The sequence below is a fragment of the Streptomyces sp. SLBN-8D4 genome (assembly GCF_049739545.1).
Lineage (GTDB): Bacteria > Actinomycetota > Actinomycetes > Streptomycetales > Streptomycetaceae > Streptomyces > Streptomyces canus_C.
Genome location: NZ_JBMGQC010000001.1, coordinates 1,744,380 through 1,763,310, shown reverse-complemented (window position 1 = coordinate 1,763,310; position 18,931 = coordinate 1,744,380). Strand labels below are relative to the sequence as shown.

The 18,931-nt window shown below is 71.1% G+C and carries 18 protein-coding genes; 10 read left to right on the top strand and 8 right to left on the bottom strand.

Going from position 1 to position 18,931, the window contains the following annotated elements; all coding sequences use genetic code 11:
- Positions 1 to 16: 16 nt before the first annotated feature.
- The 5 genes from RKD20_RS08085 (at position 17) to dnaK (ending at position 6,430) form a co-directional block, all read left to right on the top strand.
- Entirely contained in the window at positions 17 to 1,783 is a 1,767-nt protein-coding gene (locus RKD20_RS08085; RefSeq protein WP_424883175.1) for a DUF2201 family putative metallopeptidase, read from the top strand.
- 62 nt (positions 1,784 to 1,845) lie between these two features.
- On the top strand, positions 1,846 to 2,274 hold the full coding sequence (locus tag RKD20_RS08080) for an OsmC family protein (RefSeq protein WP_028807937.1): 429 nt from the start codon (positions 1,846 to 1,848) through the stop codon (positions 2,272 to 2,274).
- Positions 2,275 to 2,366: 92 nt separating this feature from the next.
- Entirely contained in the window at positions 2,367 to 3,710 is a 1,344-nt protein-coding gene (locus tag RKD20_RS08075) for a hypothetical protein (protein ID WP_424877107.1), read from the top strand.
- Between the two features lie 7 nt (positions 3,711 to 3,717).
- On the top strand, positions 3,718 to 4,476 hold the full coding sequence (locus tag RKD20_RS08070; RefSeq protein ID WP_424877106.1) for a glycerophosphodiester phosphodiesterase family protein: 759 nt from the start codon (positions 3,718 to 3,720) through the stop codon (positions 4,474 to 4,476).
- Between the two features lie 97 nt (positions 4,477 to 4,573).
- Positions 4,574 to 6,430 (top strand): molecular chaperone DnaK, encoded by a 1,857-nt coding sequence (dnaK, locus tag RKD20_RS08065; protein ID WP_424877105.1) that lies wholly within the window; start codon positions 4,574 to 4,576, stop codon positions 6,428 to 6,430.
- A 24-nt stretch (positions 6,431 to 6,454) separates the two neighbouring features.
- Here dnaK and narJ read toward each other — a convergent pair whose 3' ends face one another.
- From narJ to RKD20_RS08050, 3 genes are all read right to left on the bottom strand, one after another.
- A complete protein-coding gene (gene narJ, locus RKD20_RS08060; RefSeq protein ID WP_424877104.1) occupies positions 6,455 to 6,919 on the bottom strand; it encodes a nitrate reductase molybdenum cofactor assembly chaperone in 465 nt (154 codons plus the stop codon).
- A gap of 114 nt (positions 6,920 to 7,033) precedes the next feature.
- Positions 7,034 to 7,834, bottom strand: a complete 801-nt coding sequence (locus tag RKD20_RS08055; protein ID WP_424877103.1) for an SAM-dependent methyltransferase — start codon at positions 7,832 to 7,834, stop codon at positions 7,034 to 7,036.
- A 70-nt stretch (positions 7,835 to 7,904) separates the two neighbouring features.
- The gene (locus tag RKD20_RS08050; protein ID WP_424877102.1) at positions 7,905 to 8,768 is read right to left on the bottom strand and encodes a helix-turn-helix domain-containing protein; all 864 of its coding nucleotides are present in this window, start codon (positions 8,766 to 8,768) and stop codon (positions 7,905 to 7,907) included.
- A gap of 243 nt (positions 8,769 to 9,011) precedes the next feature.
- Between RKD20_RS08050 and RKD20_RS08045 the strand changes: the two genes are divergently transcribed.
- Positions 9,012 to 9,437 (top strand): hypothetical protein, encoded by a 426-nt coding sequence (locus RKD20_RS08045; protein ID WP_424877101.1) that lies wholly within the window; start codon positions 9,012 to 9,014, stop codon positions 9,435 to 9,437.
- Here RKD20_RS08045 and RKD20_RS08040 read toward each other — a convergent pair.
- Positions 9,419 to 10,243 (bottom strand): helix-turn-helix domain-containing protein, encoded by an 825-nt coding sequence (locus RKD20_RS08040; protein ID WP_424877100.1) that lies wholly within the window; start codon positions 10,241 to 10,243, stop codon positions 9,419 to 9,421. The two genes, RKD20_RS08045 and RKD20_RS08040, sit on opposite strands and share 19 nt — an antisense overlap.
- A 221-nt stretch (positions 10,244 to 10,464) precedes the next feature.
- On the opposite strand from RKD20_RS08040, the gene RKD20_RS08035 reads away from it, so the two are divergent.
- Both RKD20_RS08035 and RKD20_RS08030 read left to right on the top strand, forming a co-directional pair.
- Positions 10,465 to 10,770, top strand: a complete 306-nt coding sequence (locus RKD20_RS08035) for a 4a-hydroxytetrahydrobiopterin dehydratase (RefSeq protein ID WP_020119186.1) — start codon at positions 10,465 to 10,467, stop codon at positions 10,768 to 10,770.
- Positions 10,771 to 10,774: 4 nt separating this feature from the next.
- Entirely contained in the window at positions 10,775 to 11,518 is a 744-nt protein-coding gene (locus RKD20_RS08030) for a methyltransferase domain-containing protein (protein ID WP_424877099.1), read from the top strand.
- On the opposite strand, the gene RKD20_RS08025 is transcribed toward RKD20_RS08030, so the two are convergent.
- Together RKD20_RS08025 and RKD20_RS08020 are read right to left on the bottom strand one after the other, a co-directional pair.
- Positions 11,487 to 11,963, bottom strand: a complete 477-nt coding sequence (locus tag RKD20_RS08025) for a hypothetical protein (protein WP_424877098.1) — start codon at positions 11,961 to 11,963, stop codon at positions 11,487 to 11,489. The two genes, RKD20_RS08030 and RKD20_RS08025, sit on opposite strands and share 32 nt — an antisense overlap.
- The gene (locus RKD20_RS08020) at positions 11,960 to 12,439 is read right to left on the bottom strand and encodes a hypothetical protein (RefSeq protein WP_424877097.1); all 480 of its coding nucleotides are present in this window, start codon (positions 12,437 to 12,439) and stop codon (positions 11,960 to 11,962) included. Before RKD20_RS08020 ends, RKD20_RS08025 begins: the two co-directional genes overlap by 4 nt.
- Positions 12,440 to 12,479: 40 nt before the next feature.
- Between RKD20_RS08020 and RKD20_RS08015 the strand changes: the two genes are divergently transcribed.
- Together RKD20_RS08015 and RKD20_RS08010 are read left to right on the top strand one after the other, a co-directional pair.
- Positions 12,480 to 13,430, top strand: a complete 951-nt coding sequence (locus RKD20_RS08015; RefSeq protein ID WP_424877096.1) for a helix-turn-helix transcriptional regulator — start codon at positions 12,480 to 12,482, stop codon at positions 13,428 to 13,430.
- A gap of 43 nt (positions 13,431 to 13,473) precedes the next feature.
- Positions 13,474 to 15,354, top strand: a complete 1,881-nt coding sequence (locus RKD20_RS08010) for a rhamnogalacturonan lyase (RefSeq protein WP_424877095.1) — start codon at positions 13,474 to 13,476, stop codon at positions 15,352 to 15,354.
- Positions 15,355 to 15,403: 49 nt separating this feature from the next.
- On the opposite strand, the gene RKD20_RS08005 is transcribed toward RKD20_RS08010, so the two are convergent.
- On the bottom strand, positions 15,404 to 16,024 hold the full coding sequence (locus RKD20_RS08005) for a hypothetical protein (RefSeq protein WP_424877094.1): 621 nt from the start codon (positions 16,022 to 16,024) through the stop codon (positions 15,404 to 15,406).
- A 157-nt stretch (positions 16,025 to 16,181) separates the two neighbouring features.
- Positions 16,182 to 18,848, bottom strand: coding sequence for a cellulose binding domain-containing protein (locus tag RKD20_RS08000; protein WP_424877093.1), 2,667 nt, complete (start codon positions 18,846 to 18,848; stop codon positions 16,182 to 16,184).
- Between the last annotated feature and the right edge of the window lie 83 nt (positions 18,849 to 18,931).

The following is an 18,931-nucleotide window of genomic DNA, read 5'->3' as shown; positions in this document are numbered from 1 at the left end:
GGCGTTCGCCGAGGGGATGCGGCTGATGCGCGCCAACCCGGCCCTCGCGGCCGTCGAGTTCGACGTCTGCCGCCGGGAGGAGTGCCGGTTCGCACCCCGGGACGGTCTCGTCGTCGTCGATTCCGACGGCGATCTCCACGCCCACCCCGACCTCCCCCGCGCTCGAACAGACTCGCGCGGGGGGACCCCCACCGCCGAGCCCGCCGCCTGGGCGTGGGCCCTCGCCCACGCCGTCCTGCACCTCGGCTTCGGACACGTCCCCGCGGTGAAGGGCGACCGCACCCAGCCCGACCGCTTCGACCTCGCCGCCCGCTGTGTCGTCGTCAACCGCTTCCTGCTCGGCTTCCGCGTCGGTCAGACACCCGAGCACCTGCCCGCCGCCTACCCCGACGGCGACGAGGAGAAGCTCGCCGCCCGCTGGCGGCGCGACGGCATCCCCGCCGTCTACGAACACTGCGGCACCGCGGGCCCCGAGCCCGACCAGCTGCTGCTCAGGTGGGCGGGCTGGTCCCAGCCGCCCGACTGGCAGCTGGCGTTCGCCACCGCACTGACCCGCACCGTGTCCGCGGCGATGGACATGGCGGGCGGCCGCCGCGACTCCCTCGACGGCGAGGCCCCCACGCTGCGCCCCTGGCAGAAGGCCCTGAGCTGGTTCGTCTCCTCCTACCCGCTGCTCGGCGGCATCGCGGCCGGCATCAAGCTGGTCGCCGACGCCGAACTCGCCCGCGCCCACGGCATCGCGATCGCCGCCGTCAACGCCGAGGCCGCCGAGATCTACATCAACCCGCTGCGCCGCTTCGACGACGAGGAATGGCGGTTCGTCCTCGCCCACGAGATGCTGCACGCCGCCCTGCGCCACGGCGACCGCTGCGGCACCCGCGACCCCTACCTCTTCAACATCGCCTGCGACTACGTCATCAACGGCTGGCTGAACGAGATGCGGATCGGCACCATGCCCGAGGGCCTGCTGCACGACCCCGAGCTCACCGGCCTGTCCTCCGAGGAGGTCTACGACCGCATCGCCGGCGACCTGCGCCGCATGCGACGCCTCGCGACCCTCCGCGGCAAGGGCGTCGGCGACATCCTAGGCGGTCCGCTCGGCTCGCCCCGCGACTACGTCGACCTCGACGAGTTCTACCGCCGGGGCCTCGCTCAGGGCCTCGACCTGCACCAGCGGCAGGAGCGCGGTTTCCTGCCCGGCGGCCTGGTCGAGGAGATCCGCGCGCTCAGCCATCCGCCGCTGCCCTGGGACGCGCAACTCGCCCGCTGGTTCGACGAGTTCGTACCCAGCCCGCAACCCGTGCGGTCCTACGCCCGTCCCTCGCGCCGTCAGTCCTCCACCCCCGACATCCCGCGCGCCGGCCGGTACTTCCCGCCCGAGGAGATCGCCCGCTGCACCTTCGGCGTGGTCCTGGACACCTCCGGCTCGATGAGCCGCACCCTGCTCGGCAAGGCACTCGGCGCCATCGCCTCGTACGCCGGGGCCCGGGACGTCCCCGCCGCCCGGGTCGTGTTCTGCGACGCGGCCCCGCACGACGCCGGCTACCTGCCCGTGACCGAGATCGCCGAGCGGGTCCGGGTCCACGGCCGCGGCGGCACCGTCCTGCAGCCCGGCATCGACCTCCTGCACCGCGCCGACGACTTCCCCGTGAGCGCACCCGTGCTGGTGATCACCGACGGCTGGTGCGACGTGCTGCGGGTGCGCCGGGAGCACGCCTATCTGATCCCGCAGGGGGCCAGGCTGCCGTTCACCGCACGTGGGCCGGTCTTCCGCGTGAGCTGAGCCGTAGTGTGATCGGATGGTTCCCGTACCCCCGTCAGCGGGACCACACGAAAGGACTGACCGTGGCTACCACGCGCTCCGCACACACCGTCTGGGAAGGCAACCTCCTCGAGGGGAGCGGTGTCGTCAACTTCGACTCCTCCGGTGCCATCGAGGCACAGCCGGTCACGTGGGCCTCGCGCTCCCAGGACGCCAACGGCAAGACCAGCCCCGAGGAGCTGATCGCCGCCGCGCACTCCAGCTGCTTCTCGATGGCGCTGTCGCACGCCCTGAACGGCGCGGGCACCCCGCCCACCAAGCTCGTCACCTCGGCCGACGTCTCCTTCCAGCCGGGTGAGGGCATCACCGGCATCCACCTCACCGTCGAGGGCACCGTGCCGGGCCTCGACGAGGACGGCTTCCTTGCCGCCGCCACCGACGCCAAGGCCAACTGCCCCGTCAGCCAGGCCCTGAAGTCGGTACCGATCACACTGGACGCGAAGCTCGCCTGAACCCGAGGCGCCGGTTCGCGCAGGCCGCTCGTCCGGGGCGGTCTGCGCGCTGCCGGACCGGGGGAGGAAATCAAGGGCGTGGGAAGGACGCGATGATTTCGGGGACAACGGCCGGCGGCACGGTGGAACTCGACTCCGGGACCCGTCGATCCACCCGTGTCCTGGTGCTGTTCAGCCTCAGCGGCGAACTCGACCCGCAAGGGCCCTCGCTCGGCAGCCTCGTCGACCGGTTCGACTTCGGCCGCTTCGCCCTGCACCTGAAGTCCAGCGAGGCGGTGCTCCCCGTGCCGGTGCTCGTGGCGGACGTGGCGCCCGGGGAGCTGCGGCTGCCCCACGGCCACCACGGACTCGCCCTGGCGTCGGCCGAGTTCGCCGTTCTCGCCACCCCGCGCGGTGACATCACCCTGATCCTGGACTGCGAGTTCGACGGCCAAACAGCCCCGGACGCCCTCTCCGCGTGGCTCGCCGACACCTGCTTCGACCGGGACCTGATCATGCTCGGCGACCGGCCGCTGCTCGACGTCCTGGGACAGCGGCTCGCACTCCGGGAGCCTCTCGCCTTCGGCCAGAACGTCCACCAACTCGTGTTCCCCGGCGGAGAGCTGCGCGAGGAACTGCTCGGCGTCGACGCGGCCCGGCAGTCGCTCGTGCTGAACGAGATCGTGTACCGCGGCCGGATGGCCACCTCGGAACCGCCCAACCTCAGGAACCACGGCACCACGCTCTCCGCGCACGGCCGCGGTGTCTCCGTCCACGCCGGCTGGGCCGAGCACGTGGAGAACGGTCTGACCCTGGTCGCCATCGGCATGGTCTCGGCGCTCGCCGTCCTCCAGCGCACGCGGCTGGCCGCCTTCGAGACGATGCGGGCGAACGAACAGGCCTCGGCGAGCTCCCCGTACGAGATCCGCTCGCTGATCTCGCGGCTGTCCGCGGGCGTCAACGAGCTCCAGCTCGACCTGGCCTTCGGGGTGGAGGCGTACGTCGACAGCCTGCTGATCCCGGAGATGGTCATGGAGGCCTTCCAGTCCTCGCTGCGGGACGCGCTCGGCATCCGCGACAGCCTGGACAACTCGGCTCGCATGGTGGAGCGGCTGACCTCGGTGATCAGTGCCCGCTCGGCGGCCCTGGACGCGGAGCTCTCGGAGCGCGACGACCGCCGGGACCGTACGGTGTCCGTGCTGGTCGCGATCGCCACCCTGATCGCCCTGCCGCCGACGTTGCTGCTCGCGTTCTTCGGTGCCAACGCCACGACCGTGAACTCCCACCGCTCCATCTTCGACGCGCAGTACCTCCCGGCGTACCTCCTGGCCTGGGTCCCCTTTCTGGTGCTCGCCGGGATCGGATACGTCCGGATCATCCGCAGCGACAGACGCTCCGGCTCCCTGCTCGCCCAGGCCGCCCCGGTCCCCGCCCAGCGCACACCGTCCGGAAGCTGACCGCCGTATGTCCCGACGACCCGCCGTCTCCGCCCACCGGGGCGGATCCGAGCGCGCCGCCGCCGCGACCTGGGAGGCCTACGAGGACGCGCTCCGGTCCGGGGCGGAGTACGTCGAGTTCGACATCCGGCGTACGGCCGACGGGGTCCTCGTCGTCCACCACGACGCCCGGGTGGGGCCGGGCGGGCCGCCGCTGGCCGGGATCCCGTATGCCGAGCTCAGCGAGCGCGCCGGATATCCCGTGCCGGTCGTCGACGACGTCATGTCGCTGATCGCGGGGCGGATGGTGGGCCACCTGGACCTCAAGGAGGCCGGCTACGAGCGTGAGCTGATCGACCGGGCGGTGGCCCTGCTCGGTGCGGACGGCTTCGTCGCCACCACCCTGGAGGACCGTTCCGTCGCGGCCGTCGCGCGGGCTTTCCCGAGGGTGCGCACCGCGCTGTCGCTGGGGCGGGACGGCAAGGAGATCGCCCGCTCCCGGCTGGCCGGGGTGCGGCTGAGCGAGCTCCTGCCGATGCGCCGGGTGCGCGCCTGCGGCGCGAGCGGGGTGGCCGTGCACCAGCGGCTGGCCCGCGCCAACGTGCTGCGCGAGGCGTCCCGCCACGATCTGTTCACCATGGTCTGGACGGTCAACGACGACACCCTGATGCGGGCCTTCCTCGACCACCCCCGGGTGGACGTCCTGATCACCGACCGGCCCCGGCGTGCCGTCGCGCTGCGCGGGGAACCGCACGAGGTGCCTTCGCCGGGGTACTCGTCCCACTGAGCAGGGCCACCCGCACCATTGACAAGAGCGCACTCAAGTTTTGTGCTGGAGTGGGGGAAGGCTCTCCGGTGGACATCCCTGGCGGAAGGGGACGGCGATGGGACGTGCGGTCGGGATCGATCTCGGTACCACGAACTCGGTGGTGGCCGTACTGGAGGGCGGTGAACCCACGGTTGTCGCCAACGCGGAGGGGGCCAGGACAACACCGTCGGTCGTGGCCTTCGCCAAGAACGGCGAGGTGCTGGTGGGCGAGGTCGCCAAAAGGCAGGCCGTGACCAACGTCGAGCGCACCGCGCGCTCCGTGAAACGGCACATGGGCGACGGGAGCTGGCGCTTCCCCGACGAGGGCGCCATCGACGGCACCCGGTACCGGGCACAGGAACTGTCGGCCCGGGTCCTTCAGAAGCTGAAGCGGGACGCCGAGTCCTATCTCGGCGAGGACGTCACCGACGCCGTGATCACGGTGCCCGCCTACTTCGACGACACCCAGCGCCAGGCCACCAAGGAGGCCGGGGAGATCGCCGGCCTCAACGTGCTGAGGATCATCAACGAGCCCACGGCGGCGGCGCTGGCGTACGGTCTCGACCGGGGTGAGGAGCAGACGGTCCTGGTCTTCGACCTGGGCGGCGGCACCTTCGACGTGTCCCTGTTGGAGATCGGCGACGGGGTCATCGAGGTCAAGGCGACCAACGGCGACACGCGTCTGGGCGGCGACGACTGGGACCACCGGATCGTGGAGCACCTGGTCAAACGCTTCAAGGGGCAGTACGGCATCGACCTCGGCAACGACAAGATGGCGCTGCAGCGGCTGCGCGAGGGGGCCGAGAAGGCGAAGATCGAGCTGTCGTCGTCCTCCGAGACCACGATCAACCTGCCCTACATCACCGCCTCCGCCGAGGGACCCCTGCACCTCGACGAGAAGCTGACCCGCGCGCAGTTCCAGGAGCTCACCGCGGATCTGCTCGACCGCTGCAAGACGCCCTTCCACCAGGCGGTCAAGGACGCGGGCATCAAGCTCTCCGCGGTCGACCACGTGATCCTCGTCGGCGGTTCGACACGGATGCCCGCGGTGACCGACCTGGTCAAGGAGCTCACGGGCAAGGACCCGCACAAGGGGGTCAACCCCGACGAGGTCGTGGCGGTCGGGGCGGCGCTCCAGGCGGGTGTCATCCGCGGCGACGTGAAGGACGTGCTGCTGCTCGACGTGACGCCGCTGTCGCTGGGGATCGAGACCAAGGGCGGCATCATGACGAAGCTCATCGAACGCAACACCACGATCCCCACCCGCCGTTCGGAGATCTTCACGACGGCCACCGACAACCAGCCCTCGGTGGGCATCCAGGTCTACCAGGGCGAACGCGAGATCGCCGCGTACAACAAGAAGCTCGGCGTCTTCGACCTCACGGGCCTGCCGCCCGCTCCGCGCGGTGTTCCCCAGATCGAGGTGGCGTTCGACATCGACGCGAACGGCATCATGCACGTCTCGGCGAAGGACCTCGCGACCGGGCGCGAGCAGAAGATGACGGTGACGGGCGGCTCGGCGCTCCCCAAGGACGACATCGACCGCATGATGCGGGAGGCCGAGCAGTACGCCGAGGAGGACCGGGGTCGCCGCGAGGCCGCCGAGACCCGCAACCAGGCCGAGCAACTCGTCTACCAGACCGAGAAGTTCGTCCGCGAGAACGGCGACAAGGTGGCCGAGGACACGAAGACGGAGGTCGAGTCGGCGGTCTCCGAACTGAAGCGGCTCCTGGAGGAGGACGCCGACACCAACACCCTCAGGAGCGGAGTCGAGAAGCTGGCCTCCGTCAGCCAGAAGATGGGCCAGGCCATGTACGCCCAGGCCCAGCAGCAGCACCCGCAGAACGAACCGGGCTCCCCGCCGCAGGAGGAGGGAGTGGTCGACGCGGAGATCGTGGACGACGACAAGGACCAGAAGGGCGGGGCTGCTTGATTACCCGTCAGGTTCTCCTCCCTCTCACAGCGTGGCGCACACGGCGTCCAGGACCGTCGCGTACGGCGTGCCGAAGTCGGTGAGCCGGGAGCGCAGGTGCTCCAGACCGTCGCGGTGCTCGGCGAGCAGGCCGAGGTCCCCGGTGCGGGCCGCGAGCTCCAGCACGGCGGGGAGGAAGTCGGGCAGCTCCTCGCCGGTGAACTCCAGGCCGGCGGCCCGGTAGACCTCCTGGAAGCGGACCAGGGACATCCCGCGCCGGGTGTCCCCGTCCTGCCACCGGCTCAGATGCAGACCGCGCTGATTCCCGACGTCGAAGACCCGCACATAGTGCTCCGCCAGCTCCCGCGCGGGCGTCACCGCCGCGTGGTCGACGAAGTCCCGCAGCTGAGGGGCAGCTTCGCGCAGCAGCGGCAGCCGCGCGCGGAAGTCGTCGTCGGGATACGTCAGGCAGAGCGCCGCCGCCTGGTACAGCACTGCGTCCGAGGGCATCCGGCCTCCTCCGCGTCGTCGTGTCGGTCCCGTGCGCTCCCTCCGCCGGCCCGCGGCTCGCTTCGAACCTAGGGCGGCGCGCGGGAGCGCACCCGTTCACGGCACCCGTACGGGTCAGACCTTGCGGGCGACCCCCGAGTACACCGGCACGATGCCCTCCGCCTGGGCCGCCACGTCCTCCGGGCCCGGACGCCAGCCCGACACCGGGATCACCCCGGGGCCGAGCAGCTCCAGGCCGTCGAAAAAGCGGGAGAACTCGGCGAGCGAACGGGGGAAGAAGGGGGTGCCGCTGCGGCGGAACTGCTCGGCGGCCTTCTCGACGGCCTCGGGGCTCAGATCGGGCGTGACCTGCGAGAGGATCACGAAGCTGCCCGGGGCGAGCTCGGCGACGTACCGCTGGAGCAGCCCGTACGCCTCGTCGCCCAGGTAGTGGGTCAGGGCCACCAGGGACAGCGCGACCGGCTGCGAGAAGTCCAGGGTCTCGGCGGCCGGCCGCAGGACGGTGTCCGGGTCGCGGACGTCCGCGTGGACGTAGTGGGTGGCGCCCTCGGGGGTGCTGTGCAGGAGGGCCTGCGCGTGCCTGAGGACGATCGGGTCGTTGTCCGCGTACACGACCTTCGACTCCGGGGCGACCTCCTGCGCCACCTGGTGCAGGTTGGGCTCGGTGGGGATGCCGGTGCCGATGTCCAGGAACTGGCGGATCCCGGCCTCCGCGGCCGTCCGCACCGCCCGGTGCATGAAACGGCGGTTGGCGCGTGCCCCGCGCACCACCGTGCCGTCCACGGCGAGGATCCGGCGGGCCAGTTCCTCGTCCACCGGGTAGTTGTCCTTGCCGCCCAGCCACCAGTCGTAGACCCGGGCCGGGTGCGGCCTGCTGGTGTCGATGGCGGGGGCGGCGGCGTCGGATCCGGTCATGCGGTGTCTTCTCCCCTGTGGTGGGACCCTGTGGTGTGTCGTGGGACCCGTGGTGTGTCGTGCTGCCCGCTCAGAAGTCCTCGCGGCGCTCCCGCAGCAGCTTCTTCGTGCGCTCGGCCGACGCGGCCCGCGCCGACATGTGGTCCAGGACCTCCAGGTGCGTGGCGACCTCCTGGCGGGAGTCCAGATACAGCGCACCGGTCAGGTACTCGGTGAAGACCAGGTCGGGCAGCTCCGGCTCGGAGAAGCGGAACAGCGAGAAGGGCGCGTACGTCCCCGGGTGCGGGCCCTCCTCGAACTCGCACACCTGGAGCGTGACCCGGTCCCGCTCGGCGAACTCCAGGAGTTTGTCCAGCTGTTCGCGCATCACCTCGGAGCGGATGCTGACCGGGCGGCGCAGTACCGTCTCATCCATGATCGCCCACAGATGGGGTGCGTTCGGGCGCTCCAGCAGTCGCTGCCGGGCCATGCGCAGTGACACGTGCCGCTCCACCGCCTCAGAACCCGTCTGCCCGATCGTCCCGGCCTCCATGACGGCACGCGCGTAGGCCTCGGTCTGGAGCAGTCCGGGCACGAAATGCGGCTCGTAGGAGCGGATGATCCCGGCCGCGCCCTCCAGGCTCACGTACAGGCTGAACCACTCGGGCAGCACATCGTGGAACCGCTGCCACCAGCCCGGTCTGTTGGCCTCCTCGGCCAGCCGGACGAAGGTCTCGACCTGCTCCTCGGGCACCCCGTACGTCTCCAGAAGCACCTGGACATACGGGATCTTCAGGGCGACCTCGGCCATTTCCATCCGCCGTACGGTCGCGGGGGCCACCCGCAGTACCTGTGCGGCCTCCTCACGCTTGAGGCCGGCCGCCTCCCGCAGTTCCTGAAGCCGTCTGCCGAGCACCACCTGGCCCACGGTCGGCGCAGGTCGCCGCTCACTCACGCCACGCCTCCCCTACGCGTCGAAGCTTGCGTGCAGTGTGCCATGTTCCCGTGCCGGTCTCACCGGTCACGACCTCTTCCTTCTTGCCTCCCGCGCGATTACCTCCCGCGTAATCGACCGGGGGCCGGGCGGCCGGGATCGTGGTGGGCACGGGTTCCGGGCCGGCGCACTCCGGTCCGGGGCCCGCCGTCCGCTTCCCCGTTCCGACCTCGACGTTCCGACCTCGACGGAGGGTGAATCATCATGTCCGCGACCCAGCTCGCCGTGCTCGCCCGCACCTCGGACCCGCACACCATGCTGCGCCGCTTCCTCGCCCTGGACGCGGCGGTGACCGGTGCGAACGGTCTCGTCTACCTCCTCGCATCCGGACCGGTCGGCCGGTTCCTGGACGTCGACTCCGGGCTGCTGCTCGGACTGGGGGCCTTCCTCGTGGCGTACGGCGCCGTCGTGGGCGTCCTCGCCTCGCGCGGCCGTCCGCGGGCGCTCGCCGTGCGCGCCGCGATCGAGGCCAACCTCCTGTGGGCCGCCATGAGTTGTGCCGCCCTCGGACTGTGGCTGTCGCCGAGCACGGCCGGTGCGGTGTGGACCGTGCTGCAGGCGATCACCGTCGCCGGGTTCGCACTGCTCCAGTACGGCGCGCTGAAAGCCCGTCAGGGCAGCAGTGTGTGAAGGTACTTGGCCGTCGCCGGGTCGGCCGGGAGGAACGTCTCGATGGCCAGCTCGGAGACGGTCACGTCCATGGGGGTGTTGAAGGTGGACGTGGACGAGATGAACGACAGGGTCCGCCCCTCGTGCTCGATCCGCATCGGCAGCGCGAAGTACGGGATGGACTCCGCCTCTTCGAGGCCGCCCTCGGCCTCGGCGACCGGCACGGGATACGCCGCCACCTCCGCGTACAGCGCCCGCAGCGACTCCGAGCGGCGCAGGGCGATCTGCCGCCGCATCTGCTCCAGCAGATGGCCGCGCCACTCCCGCAGATTGCGGATGCGCGGGGCGAGACCCTCCGGGTGCAGGGTGAGCCGCATGGTGTTCAGCGGAGGCCGGAGCAGGGACTGCGGGATGCCGTCGAGCAGCATCATGATGCCCCGGTTCGCGGCCGCGACGTGGTACGCGGCGTCGAACACCAGGGCCGGGTAGGGCTCGTAGCCCTGGATGAGCCGCTCGATCCCCTCGCGCACGGCGTCCAGGGCCGGATCGTCCAGCGGGGTCTCCGGGAAGCGCGGGGCGTAACCGGCCGCCAGCAGCAGCGCGTTGCGCTCCCGCACCGGAACGTCCAGATGCTCGGCGAGCCGGAGCACCATCTCCTCGCTCGGCCGGGAGCGCCCCGTCTCGACGAAGCTGATGTGCCGGGCACTGGAGTCCGCCCGCAGGGCCAACTCCAGCTGACTGACCCGCCGTTGCTCCCGCCAGGCGCGCAGGAGCGGACCGACGCCCTGGTCGGCGGGGATGGCTGTGGCGGAGGGGGCAATCGTCATACGTACGACCGTAGTCGAGGAGCGGGAGGACGGGCGGGCCGTGGAAGGGCGGCGAAGGCGCCCGGCAGGCCGCCGCCGGGGAGCCCGGATCGTCGCCCTCGCCGATGACCTTGCGGGCGCAGGTGTCCCCGGATGACCACCGGGAACGCTCCTGACCAGGGCCGCAGCGGCTCAGCTGTGGGACGCTGAAGACATTCCGCCCCCTAGGAAGGAGCCAGGCCATGCCCGTCGCACCCCTGTCGCAGAAGGAGATCGAGGACCGGCTCGCGGAGCTGCCGGGCTGGTCCGTCGACGACGGCCGGCTCACCCGCTCGTACCGCCTCGGCACCCACTTCGCCGCCACGGCGATGGTCGTCCACGTCGCCCAGGTCCAGGAGGAGCTCGACCACCACTCCGACCTCACCCTCGGTTACAACACGGTGGCGCTGTCCGTGCACACGCACAGCGCGGGCGGCGCCCTCACGGAGAAGGACTTCCAGCTCGCGCAGCGGGTGGAGGCACTCGCCGCCGGTCACGGAGCCCAGTGAGCCCGTGCTCGACTACGACAAGGAGGCCGACGCCTACGACGCCACCCGCGGCGGTGAGCCCAGGGCCGCCGCGGCCGCCGACGCCGTGCTCGGCCTGATCCCGGCGCAGACCCGGCGCCTCCTCGACGTGGGCTGCGGCACCGGGATCGTCACCCGCAGGCTCGCCGCCGCCCGGCCCGCGGCCCGGGTCACGGGCGCCGACCTGACGTACGGCATGGCCCGCACGGCCGCCGTACGGCTGCCCGGCGCGATCGTGCTCGCCGACAGCCGGGCGCTGCCGTTCCCCGACGCGGTGTTCGACGCAGTCACCAGCGTGTGGCTGCTGCACCTCCTGGACCGGCCCGAGGACGTGCGGGCCGTGGTCGCCGAGTGCGCCCGGGTCCTGAGGCCGGGCGGGGTGTACGTCACCACCGTCGACAAGGCCGCCGCCCACGACGTGGGCAGCGACATCGACGCCGTCCTCGCCCCGCGCCCGCGCCGCCCGGCCCCGGACGCGGCACCGCTCGTCGAGTCGTACGCCGCCGCCCACCGCCTGCGTCCGGCAGGCCGGGCCCGCTTCCCGGGCCGCGGTCAGGGCCGCAGCCCCCGGCGCACCGCAGCCGACCTGCGGCGCGGCTGGTTCACCCGGCTGCCGCCCGGCGACCCGCTCACCGAACGGTTCGCCGAGCGCTTGGAGACGCTGCCCGACCAGGAACTCCCGCGCGCCGACCCGGTGTTCAGCGTCCGGGCGTTCCGGAAGGCCGGCTGAAGTCCATGGTCCAGTTGGTCACCCAGGTCCCCCCGCCGTCGACGGAGAACGCCTGCTCCCAATGAGCCGCGTCCGCCGACATGCCGGCCCACAGGAACCGCACCCGCACGTCCTTCCCGTCGTGCGTGTCGTCGCCGTGGAACTCGCCGCGACCATTCCCGAACTCTCCGACGACCGGCGGGAACAGCTTCCCGCTGCGGCTCGCGGCCCAGTTCAGCGACCACTGTCCGGTGTCCGGGTCGAAGAGCCGCAGGGTCGCGCCCTTCGCCTTCAGATGCGGCATGTCGATCTCGTCGACGTTCGCCGCCCCGTCGAACAGCGGCCAGCAGCGGCTGGTGGCGGGGAACTCCTCCCACGGGCTGTCCGGATCGAGGAAGTCGGCGCGGCGGCGGTTGAGGACCGCCCACTCGCCATGGAAGAAGTCGAAGTCGTGCGGACTGCTCATGAGCGGTCTCCCGTGGTTCCTTCGGGTAGTGAATCGGCCAAGTAGGCCTTGAGGTCCGGGACTTCGGGCGCGAGCAGATGCCGTACCCAGGCGTCCCGTTCGTGCAGGATCGGCGGCAGCTCCCAGACGCAGCCGATCCAGGGCAGGTCCGTCCGGACGAAGTGCGTGGGATCGACGTCCGGACAGCGGAGCGCCGGCTGCCCGGCGGCGGCACCCCGGAAGTGGAGCACGTTGTCCCACACCCAGCTGTAGGCGTTGAGGTAGGCGCCGGTGTCCGCGCCCCGGTGCAGCACGACGAAGGTCGCGGGCGGGGTGCCGTCCGGCTCCGGCAGCAGCTCCGGGAGGATCTCGTACGCCGCCTTCTCGACCTCGGGCGCGATGCCGGCCGGATCGGCGGTGACGTGGTAGCGCTTGACGTGCCGTCCTGCGACCTCGATCGGCGGTGGCACGGTCAGCAGCTTCTCGGTGAAAGCCATGCCCAGGACGCTAGGCCCGGTTCACTGACATCCTGTGTCAGTGAAGGCCGGCCGACTCGTCTCGATCCTCCTCCTGCTCCAGACCCGGGGCCGGATGACCGCCGCCCAGCTCGCCGAGGAGCTGGAGGTGTCCGTCCGCACGGTCTACCGGGACGTCGAGGCGCTGGGCGCGGCCGGCGTCCCGCTGTACGGCGACGCGGGCCACGCCGGCGGCTACCGCCTGCTCGACGGCTACCGCACCCGCCTGACCGGCCTCACCCCCAACGAGGCCGAGGCCCTCTTCCTGGCCGGAGCCCCCGGACCGGCCGCCGAGCTGGGCCTGGGCCCGGTCCTCGCCGCGGCCCAGCTGAAGGTGCGGGCCGCGCTGCCGGCGGAGCTGTGGGCCCACGCGGACCGGATCAGCGGACGCTTCCACCTCGACACGCCCGGCTGGTACGCGCAGGCCGAGCAGGCGCCCCATCTGCCGCAGGTGGCGGAGGCCGTGTGGAACAGCAGGGTGCTGCGCGTGGTGTACCGCCGCTGGGCCGAACCGACCGACGTGGAGCGGCGGTTGCAGCCGTACGGCCTGGTGCTGAAGGCGGGGCGCTGGTACGTGGTCGCGGGTCCGGGACCACGCACCTTCCGCGTGGACCAGATCCTCGAACTCACGCTCACGGACGAGGAGTTCACCCGGCCCGGAGACTTCGACCTGGCCGCGTACTGGACGGCCTACCAGCGGGACTTCCACGACCGGCTGTACCGGGGCGAGGCGGTCGTGCGGGTGGCACCGGGCGTACGGCTGCCGAGGGCGGTCCACGACCGCGTCGACTCCGACGGCTGGACCCTCGCCCGGGTCCCCGTCGAGTCCCTCGGACACGCGCAGGGCGAATTCCTGCGCCTGGGCGCCGACATCGAGGTGCTGGAACCCCCCGAGCTGCGCGAACGGATGGCGCGAACGATCTCCGAACTGGCCGAAAGATACGGCAACTCGGCTTCCCCGTGCGGCGACTGAGGTGGTGGAACCCGTCCGCCCCCTCAGCTACGGAGGTTCACCCGTGCAGCACCCGCACCCCCACCCGCACCGCGGACGCCGAGTCCTCCTCTCGGCGGTGACCGGCGCCGCGGCCCTCGTGGCCGCCGGACTCACCGTCCTGAGCCCCGGGTCCGCCGAGGCCGCCACCGCCCGCCAGGTCGAGAAGCTCGACCGGGGCGTCGTCAGCGTGCACACCGGCAGCGGCAACCTGGTCAGCTGGCGCTGGCTCGGCACCGACCCCGACGACGTGTCCTTCAACGTCTACCGCGCCGGCACCAAGGTCAACTCGGCCCCGGTCACCGGCTCCACGAACTACTTCCACTCCGGCGCGCCCGCCGAGGCCGACTACACGGTCCGCGCAATCGTCGGCGGTGTCGAGCAGGCCGACTCGGTCCACGCGGTCCAACTCCGCACCGGCTACAAAGACGTACCCATCAGCCCACCTGCCGGCGGCACGACTCCGGACGGCGTCGCCTACACCTACGAGGCCAACGACGCGTCCGTGGCCGACCTCGACGGCGACGGCGCGCTGGACTTCGTCCTCAAGTGGCAGCCGACCAACGCCAAGGACAACTCCCAGTCCGGCTACACCGGCAACACGATCCTGGACGGCGTCAAGCTCGACGGCACCCGGCTGTGGCGGATCGACCTGGGCCGCAACATCCGTTCCGGCGCGCACTACACCCAGTTCCAGGCGTACGACTACGACGGCGACGGCAAGGCCGAGATCGCCATGAGGACTGCGGACGGCACGGTCGACGGCACGGGCGCGGTGATCGGCAGCCCGTCGGCCGACCACCGCAACTCCAGCGGCTATGTCCTGTCCGGCCCCGAGTACCTGACGATGTTCAACGGCCTGACCGGCAAAGCGATGCAGAGCGTCGACTACGTCCCGGCGCGCGGCACGGTGTCGTCGTGGGGCGACTCGTACGGCAACCGCGTCGACCGCTTCCTCGCGGGTACGGCGTACCTGGACGGGGCGCGCCCCTCCCTCGTCATGGCCCGCGGCTACTACACCCGTACGGTGATCGCGGCCTGGGACTGGCGAGGCGGCACCTTCACCCGCCGCTGGACCTTCGACACCAACTCCTCGACGAACTCCGGCAAGGGCTACGACGGTCAGGGCAACCACCAATTGTCGGTCGCGGACGTCGACGGCGACGGCAGGGACGAGATCGTGTACGGCTCGATGGCCGTGGACGACAACGGCTCCGGGCTGTGGACCACCAAGAACGGCCACGGCGACGCGATGCATGTCGGCGACCTCGACCCGTCGCGGCCGGGCCTGGAGGAGTTCAAGGTCGACGAGGACGGGTCGAAGCCGTCGTCCTGGATGGCGGACGCGAGGACCGGCCAGATCATCTGGACCACTCCCGCCAACGGCGACAACGGCCGGGGTGTCTCCGGAGACATCTGGTCGGGCAGCGCGGGCGCCGAGTCCTGGTCCTCTTCGGAGAGTGGCGTCCGCAGCCCCAAGGGCACGGTGGTCGCGACCCGCAAGCCCGGTTCGACCAACTTCCTGTCGTGGTGGGACGGCGACACCGTCCGCGAACTCCTCGACGGCACCCACATCGACAAGTACGGCACCGCGTCCGACACCCGCCTCCTGACCGGAGCGTCGGTCCACTCCAACAACGGCACCAAGGCGACCCCGTCGCTGTCCGGCGACATCCTCGGCGACTGGCGCGAGGAGGTCGTCTGGCCGACGTCGGACAACAAGGCGCTGCGGATCTACTCGACCCCGATCGAGACGTCGACGAAGATCACGACCCTGCTCCACGACACGATGTACCGCACGGGTCTGGCCTGGCAGAACACCGCCTACAACCAGCCCCCGCACCCGGGCTTCTTCATCGGCAACGGGATGGCGACGGCGCCTCGGCCGACGGTGTACACGCCGTGAGCGAGGGTGGGTGCGTGCGCCTCGGGGGAGCACGCACCCACCTGGGCGGTCAGCTGAAGCCGCCGCTGAAATCGCTGTTGAGCTGCGCGGAACAGATGTTGTAGCCGCCCTTGGCCCGGCCCTTCTTCGTCTTCCCGTCGATGGTGACCGAGCACTGGACGTCCCCGCCGCCCATGAGCTGGGCGGTCACCTGGTAGTAGAAGGCGCCTTCGTCGACGCTCAGCGTCTTCTCCATCGGCAGCCCCTTGCCCTGGAGGTTGGTGCCGTCGCTGCCGTAGGTGATGTCGACCCCCGCGGGCGCGGAGCCCCACACCTTGAACACCGCCTTGCCGCTGGGGGCCGCGTCGGCGCTGTCGGCCGTGTCCGCCTCGGCCTTCGCCTTCGCCGTGGCCGTCCTGGTGACGGTCACCGTTGGCGCGGGCTCCGCCTCGGCGTCGACCTGCGCCGGCGCGGTGACCGTGACGGTCGGGGCGGGCTCGGCGGCGGCCTTCTTGCCGTCGTCGCCGCTGCCGGCGGCCCCGATGCCCACGCCGAGGAGCAGGATGCCCACGGCGACGGGGATGAGCACCCGCTTGCGGGCCCAGCGGGGCCGGGGCGCGGGAGGAACGGGCGGCGGCCCGAAACCGGGCGGCGGAGGAAGAGCAGGCGGAGGCGGCTGGGTGTACGACATGGTCCCCCCTGAGGTCTTTCGTGGGGGATGAGCGTAACGGGAGGTGTGAAGAGAAAGTGAGAGTTGTGCGGGCGGGGTGATTCAGTTGTGACCTGGACTATCGATCCGCAGAGGAAAGGGCGCGTACCCGGTGCGGTACGCGCCCTCGACGCTCCGGTCAGGCGATCGCGCAGTTCTGGTCGCCCAGTTTGAACGCGGTCGGTTTCCCGTTCGTCCCCGACCAGTTGCCCGTGAAGCCGAAGCTCACCGACGAGCCCGCCGCCACGTTGGCGTTCCAGCCGACGTTCTTCGCTGTCGCCGTCGAGCCCGACTGGGTGGACTCGGCGTTCCAGGTCTGGGAGATCGTCTGGCCGTCGGGGAAGGTCCAGCCGAGTGCCCAGCCGGTCCAGGCACTTGAGCCCGTGTTGCTGAGCCGGACGTCCGCCTGGAAGCCGCCCGACCACTGGTTGGTGATCTTGTACGTCACCGCGCAGGCACCCGTGGGTGTGGGATCGGGCGGGTCCGTCGGATCGGTGCCGCCTCCGCCGCTCGTGTCGGAGGTGTCGCCGTAGATCACGCCCCTGCCGTTGGTCGCGACGTACACCCGCCCGTACACCCGCGGATCACCGGTGATCGCCGCACCGGTATAACCCCACTGGTGGGCATCGTCGTTGATGCGGGTCCAGCTCGCGCCCTTGTCCGTGGAGCGGAAGATGCCACGGACGCCACCGATCTTCGCGCTGGTGTAGAGCGTCTGGTACGAGGCCCCCGTCGCCGCCTTCCCGAAGCCGATCGCGTCGGCCTGGTCGACGTTCGAGAGCTTCGTCCAGCTCGTGCCGCCATCCGTGGAGTGCCACAGGCCGTACGCGCCGTCGACCGCCCCGCCCGCCAGCCACACGTCACCCTTCACGCCCGGCAGCGCCTTGAAGCGCACGCTGTCACCGGTCGGCAGTCCGCTCGCCGCGGACGCCGTGAACGTCGCCCCGCCGTCCTTGCTCACGTAGAACTTCCCGGACTTGAAGCCGTAGAAGGTCTTCGGGTCCACTCGGTCCGACTCCACGATCGCCCCGGCCGGGATGCCGCTCGACGCGGACCAGGACGAGCCGAAACCCGTCGTGTACTGCACGCCTGTGCCGTCCGGGCTCCACACGAACCGGCTGCCGTCCGAGGCGGCGGCCACCGTCCCGCCGGCGCTGACGCCCGAAGGGTCGGTCCCCGCGAACCAGTTGGCTCCGTTGTCCGTCGAGAACGCGATGTGCGGCCCCGAGTCCAGATTGCCCGTCCGCACCACCGTGTTCGGGTTCGTCTCGGCGAAGTCCAGGCTGGTGGTCGTGGTGAAGTTCGGGGACGTGAACATCATCGACGGGACCTTGGTGAGATCCGTGTGCCGGAAGCCGCCGATGTCACCGAGCGCGCTCAGCAGCGGGGCGCCCGAGGGCGGCGACGCCAGGTCGAGGACCGCCGTCTCCTCCAGGCCCCGCACCATCGGCTTGATGGTGAACTGGCCGCCGGAGTCCCAGTTCGTGAGGTTCTCCGTGCCGTAGACGGTGGCCCCCGTCCCGTACATCATGCGGTTCGAGTCGAACGGGTCGATCTCCAGCGACTCGGTCATCCACCCGAGTTTCGGCGCCTGTTCGGGCGGCGACGGATTCGCGCCCCAGGTGAGCCACGGGGAGGAGGAGACGTCCATGGTGAAGCGGTTTGCGCGGTTGGGGTACGACGTGTAGTCCCACGCCCTCGTCCAGGTCGCCCCGCTGTCCGTCGAGCGGAAGATCTGGGTGTCCGGCCACCAGGAGCTGTAGGCGGTGGCCATGACCGTGCCGGGCTTCTGCCGGTCCACCGTCAGTCCGCTGAAGCCGTAGTAGGTGTCGGCCTCCGCGACCGGGCTGATGTTCGTCCAGGTGCCGGTCGCCGTCGCGTACCGCCACACCTGGCCCTTGCCGCCGTCGTACGGCCCGCCCTTGTCGCTGTAGGAGAGATACAGGTAGCCGCCCGCCGCGTCCAGGACACCCTTGTGGGCCAGGTAACCCGTCGGCTGGCCGGCGAGCCGCGTCCAGGTCGCGCCCGCGTCCGTCGAGCGGTACACCGAGTTCTGCAGGTCGGCGACCCCGACGTAGACCGTCTTCGTGGCGTTCCCGGACGTCCCCGTCGACTCGTCGAAGGTCACCCAGACGACGCCCTGGTTGTCACTGGAGTAACCGCTGGTGTCGCTCGGATCCTGCTGGTAGTTGCCGACGTTGGGGAAGTTCGCCACCTGCGACCAGCTCACCCCGGAGTCCGTGGACCGCCACAGCCCCTTGCCGCTCGGCGCCCCGAGGTACAGCACACTGTTCTTGTTCGGGTCGATGGCCAGCCGCTCGCCCATGCCCCGCCCCGGCATGTTGCCGCCGAGCTTGAACGGCAGGTCGGTCTTCTGCCAGCTCGCGCCCCGGTTCGAGGACCGCATGACCGCGCCGTTCTTCGGGTCCCAGCTGTTGGTGTACGTCCCCACGGCCGCGTACACCTTGTTCGGGTCCACCGAGTCGGAGGCCAGACTGACCACACCCGTGTGCCCCCAGTCGTCCCAGCCGACCGAGTCCAGCAGCGGCGTCCACGTCTTCGTCGGCTCCTGCCAGCGATAGGCCCCGCCGATGTCCGTGCGGGCGTACGCCAGGTTCTTCTCCTTGCGGTTGAAGACGATGCCCGGCACGAAACCGCCGCCGTCGATCCGGGCGTTCTTCCAGGTGTACGTGTCGGCGGCGAGCGAGACCTTCGCGGTGCCGTCGGCCGCCAGTGCGGGCGGGGTGCCGGCGAGCAGCCCGGCCGCGAGCGCGAGCACGGCCGTGAGGATGCGGGTTCTTCGCACGGGAGGGTCCTTTCCCGAGAGGTGGGGGCAAGCGCTTTCTGTATGAGGCGAGAGTTGCCGGGCGACCCCCAGTGCGGGAGGGG

Coding starts and splice junctions, on each gene's coding strand:
- RKD20_RS08085 (WP_424883175.1), top strand. CDS start 17: ATGCGGCTGATGCGCGCCAACCCGGCCCTCGCGGCCGTCGAGTTCGAC.
- RKD20_RS08070 (WP_424877106.1), top strand. CDS start 3,718: ATGTCCCGACGACCCGCCGTCTCCGCCCACCGGGGCGGATCCGAGCGC.
- dnaK (WP_424877105.1), top strand. CDS start 4,574: ATGGGACGTGCGGTCGGGATCGATCTCGGTACCACGAACTCGGTGGTG.
- RKD20_RS08040 (WP_424877100.1), bottom strand. CDS start 10,243: ATGACGATTGCCCCCTCCGCCACAGCCATCCCCGCCGACCAGGGCGTC.
- RKD20_RS08055 (WP_424877103.1), bottom strand. CDS start 7,834: ATGACCGGATCCGACGCCGCCGCCCCCGCCATCGACACCAGCAGGCCG.
- narJ (WP_424877104.1), bottom strand. CDS start 6,919: ATGCCCTCGGACGCAGTGCTGTACCAGGCGGCGGCGCTCTGCCTGACG.
- RKD20_RS08045 (WP_424877101.1), top strand. CDS start 9,012: ATGTCCGCGACCCAGCTCGCCGTGCTCGCCCGCACCTCGGACCCGCAC.
- RKD20_RS08005 (WP_424877094.1), bottom strand. CDS start 16,024: ATGTCGTACACCCAGCCGCCTCCGCCTGCTCTTCCTCCGCCGCCCGGT.
- RKD20_RS08025 (WP_424877098.1), bottom strand. CDS start 11,963: ATGAGCAGTCCGCACGACTTCGACTTCTTCCATGGCGAGTGGGCGGTC.
- RKD20_RS08075 (WP_424877107.1), top strand. CDS start 2,367: ATGATTTCGGGGACAACGGCCGGCGGCACGGTGGAACTCGACTCCGGG.
- RKD20_RS08035 (WP_020119186.1), top strand. CDS start 10,465: ATGCCCGTCGCACCCCTGTCGCAGAAGGAGATCGAGGACCGGCTCGCG.
- RKD20_RS08020 (WP_424877097.1), bottom strand. CDS start 12,439: ATGGCTTTCACCGAGAAGCTGCTGACCGTGCCACCGCCGATCGAGGTC.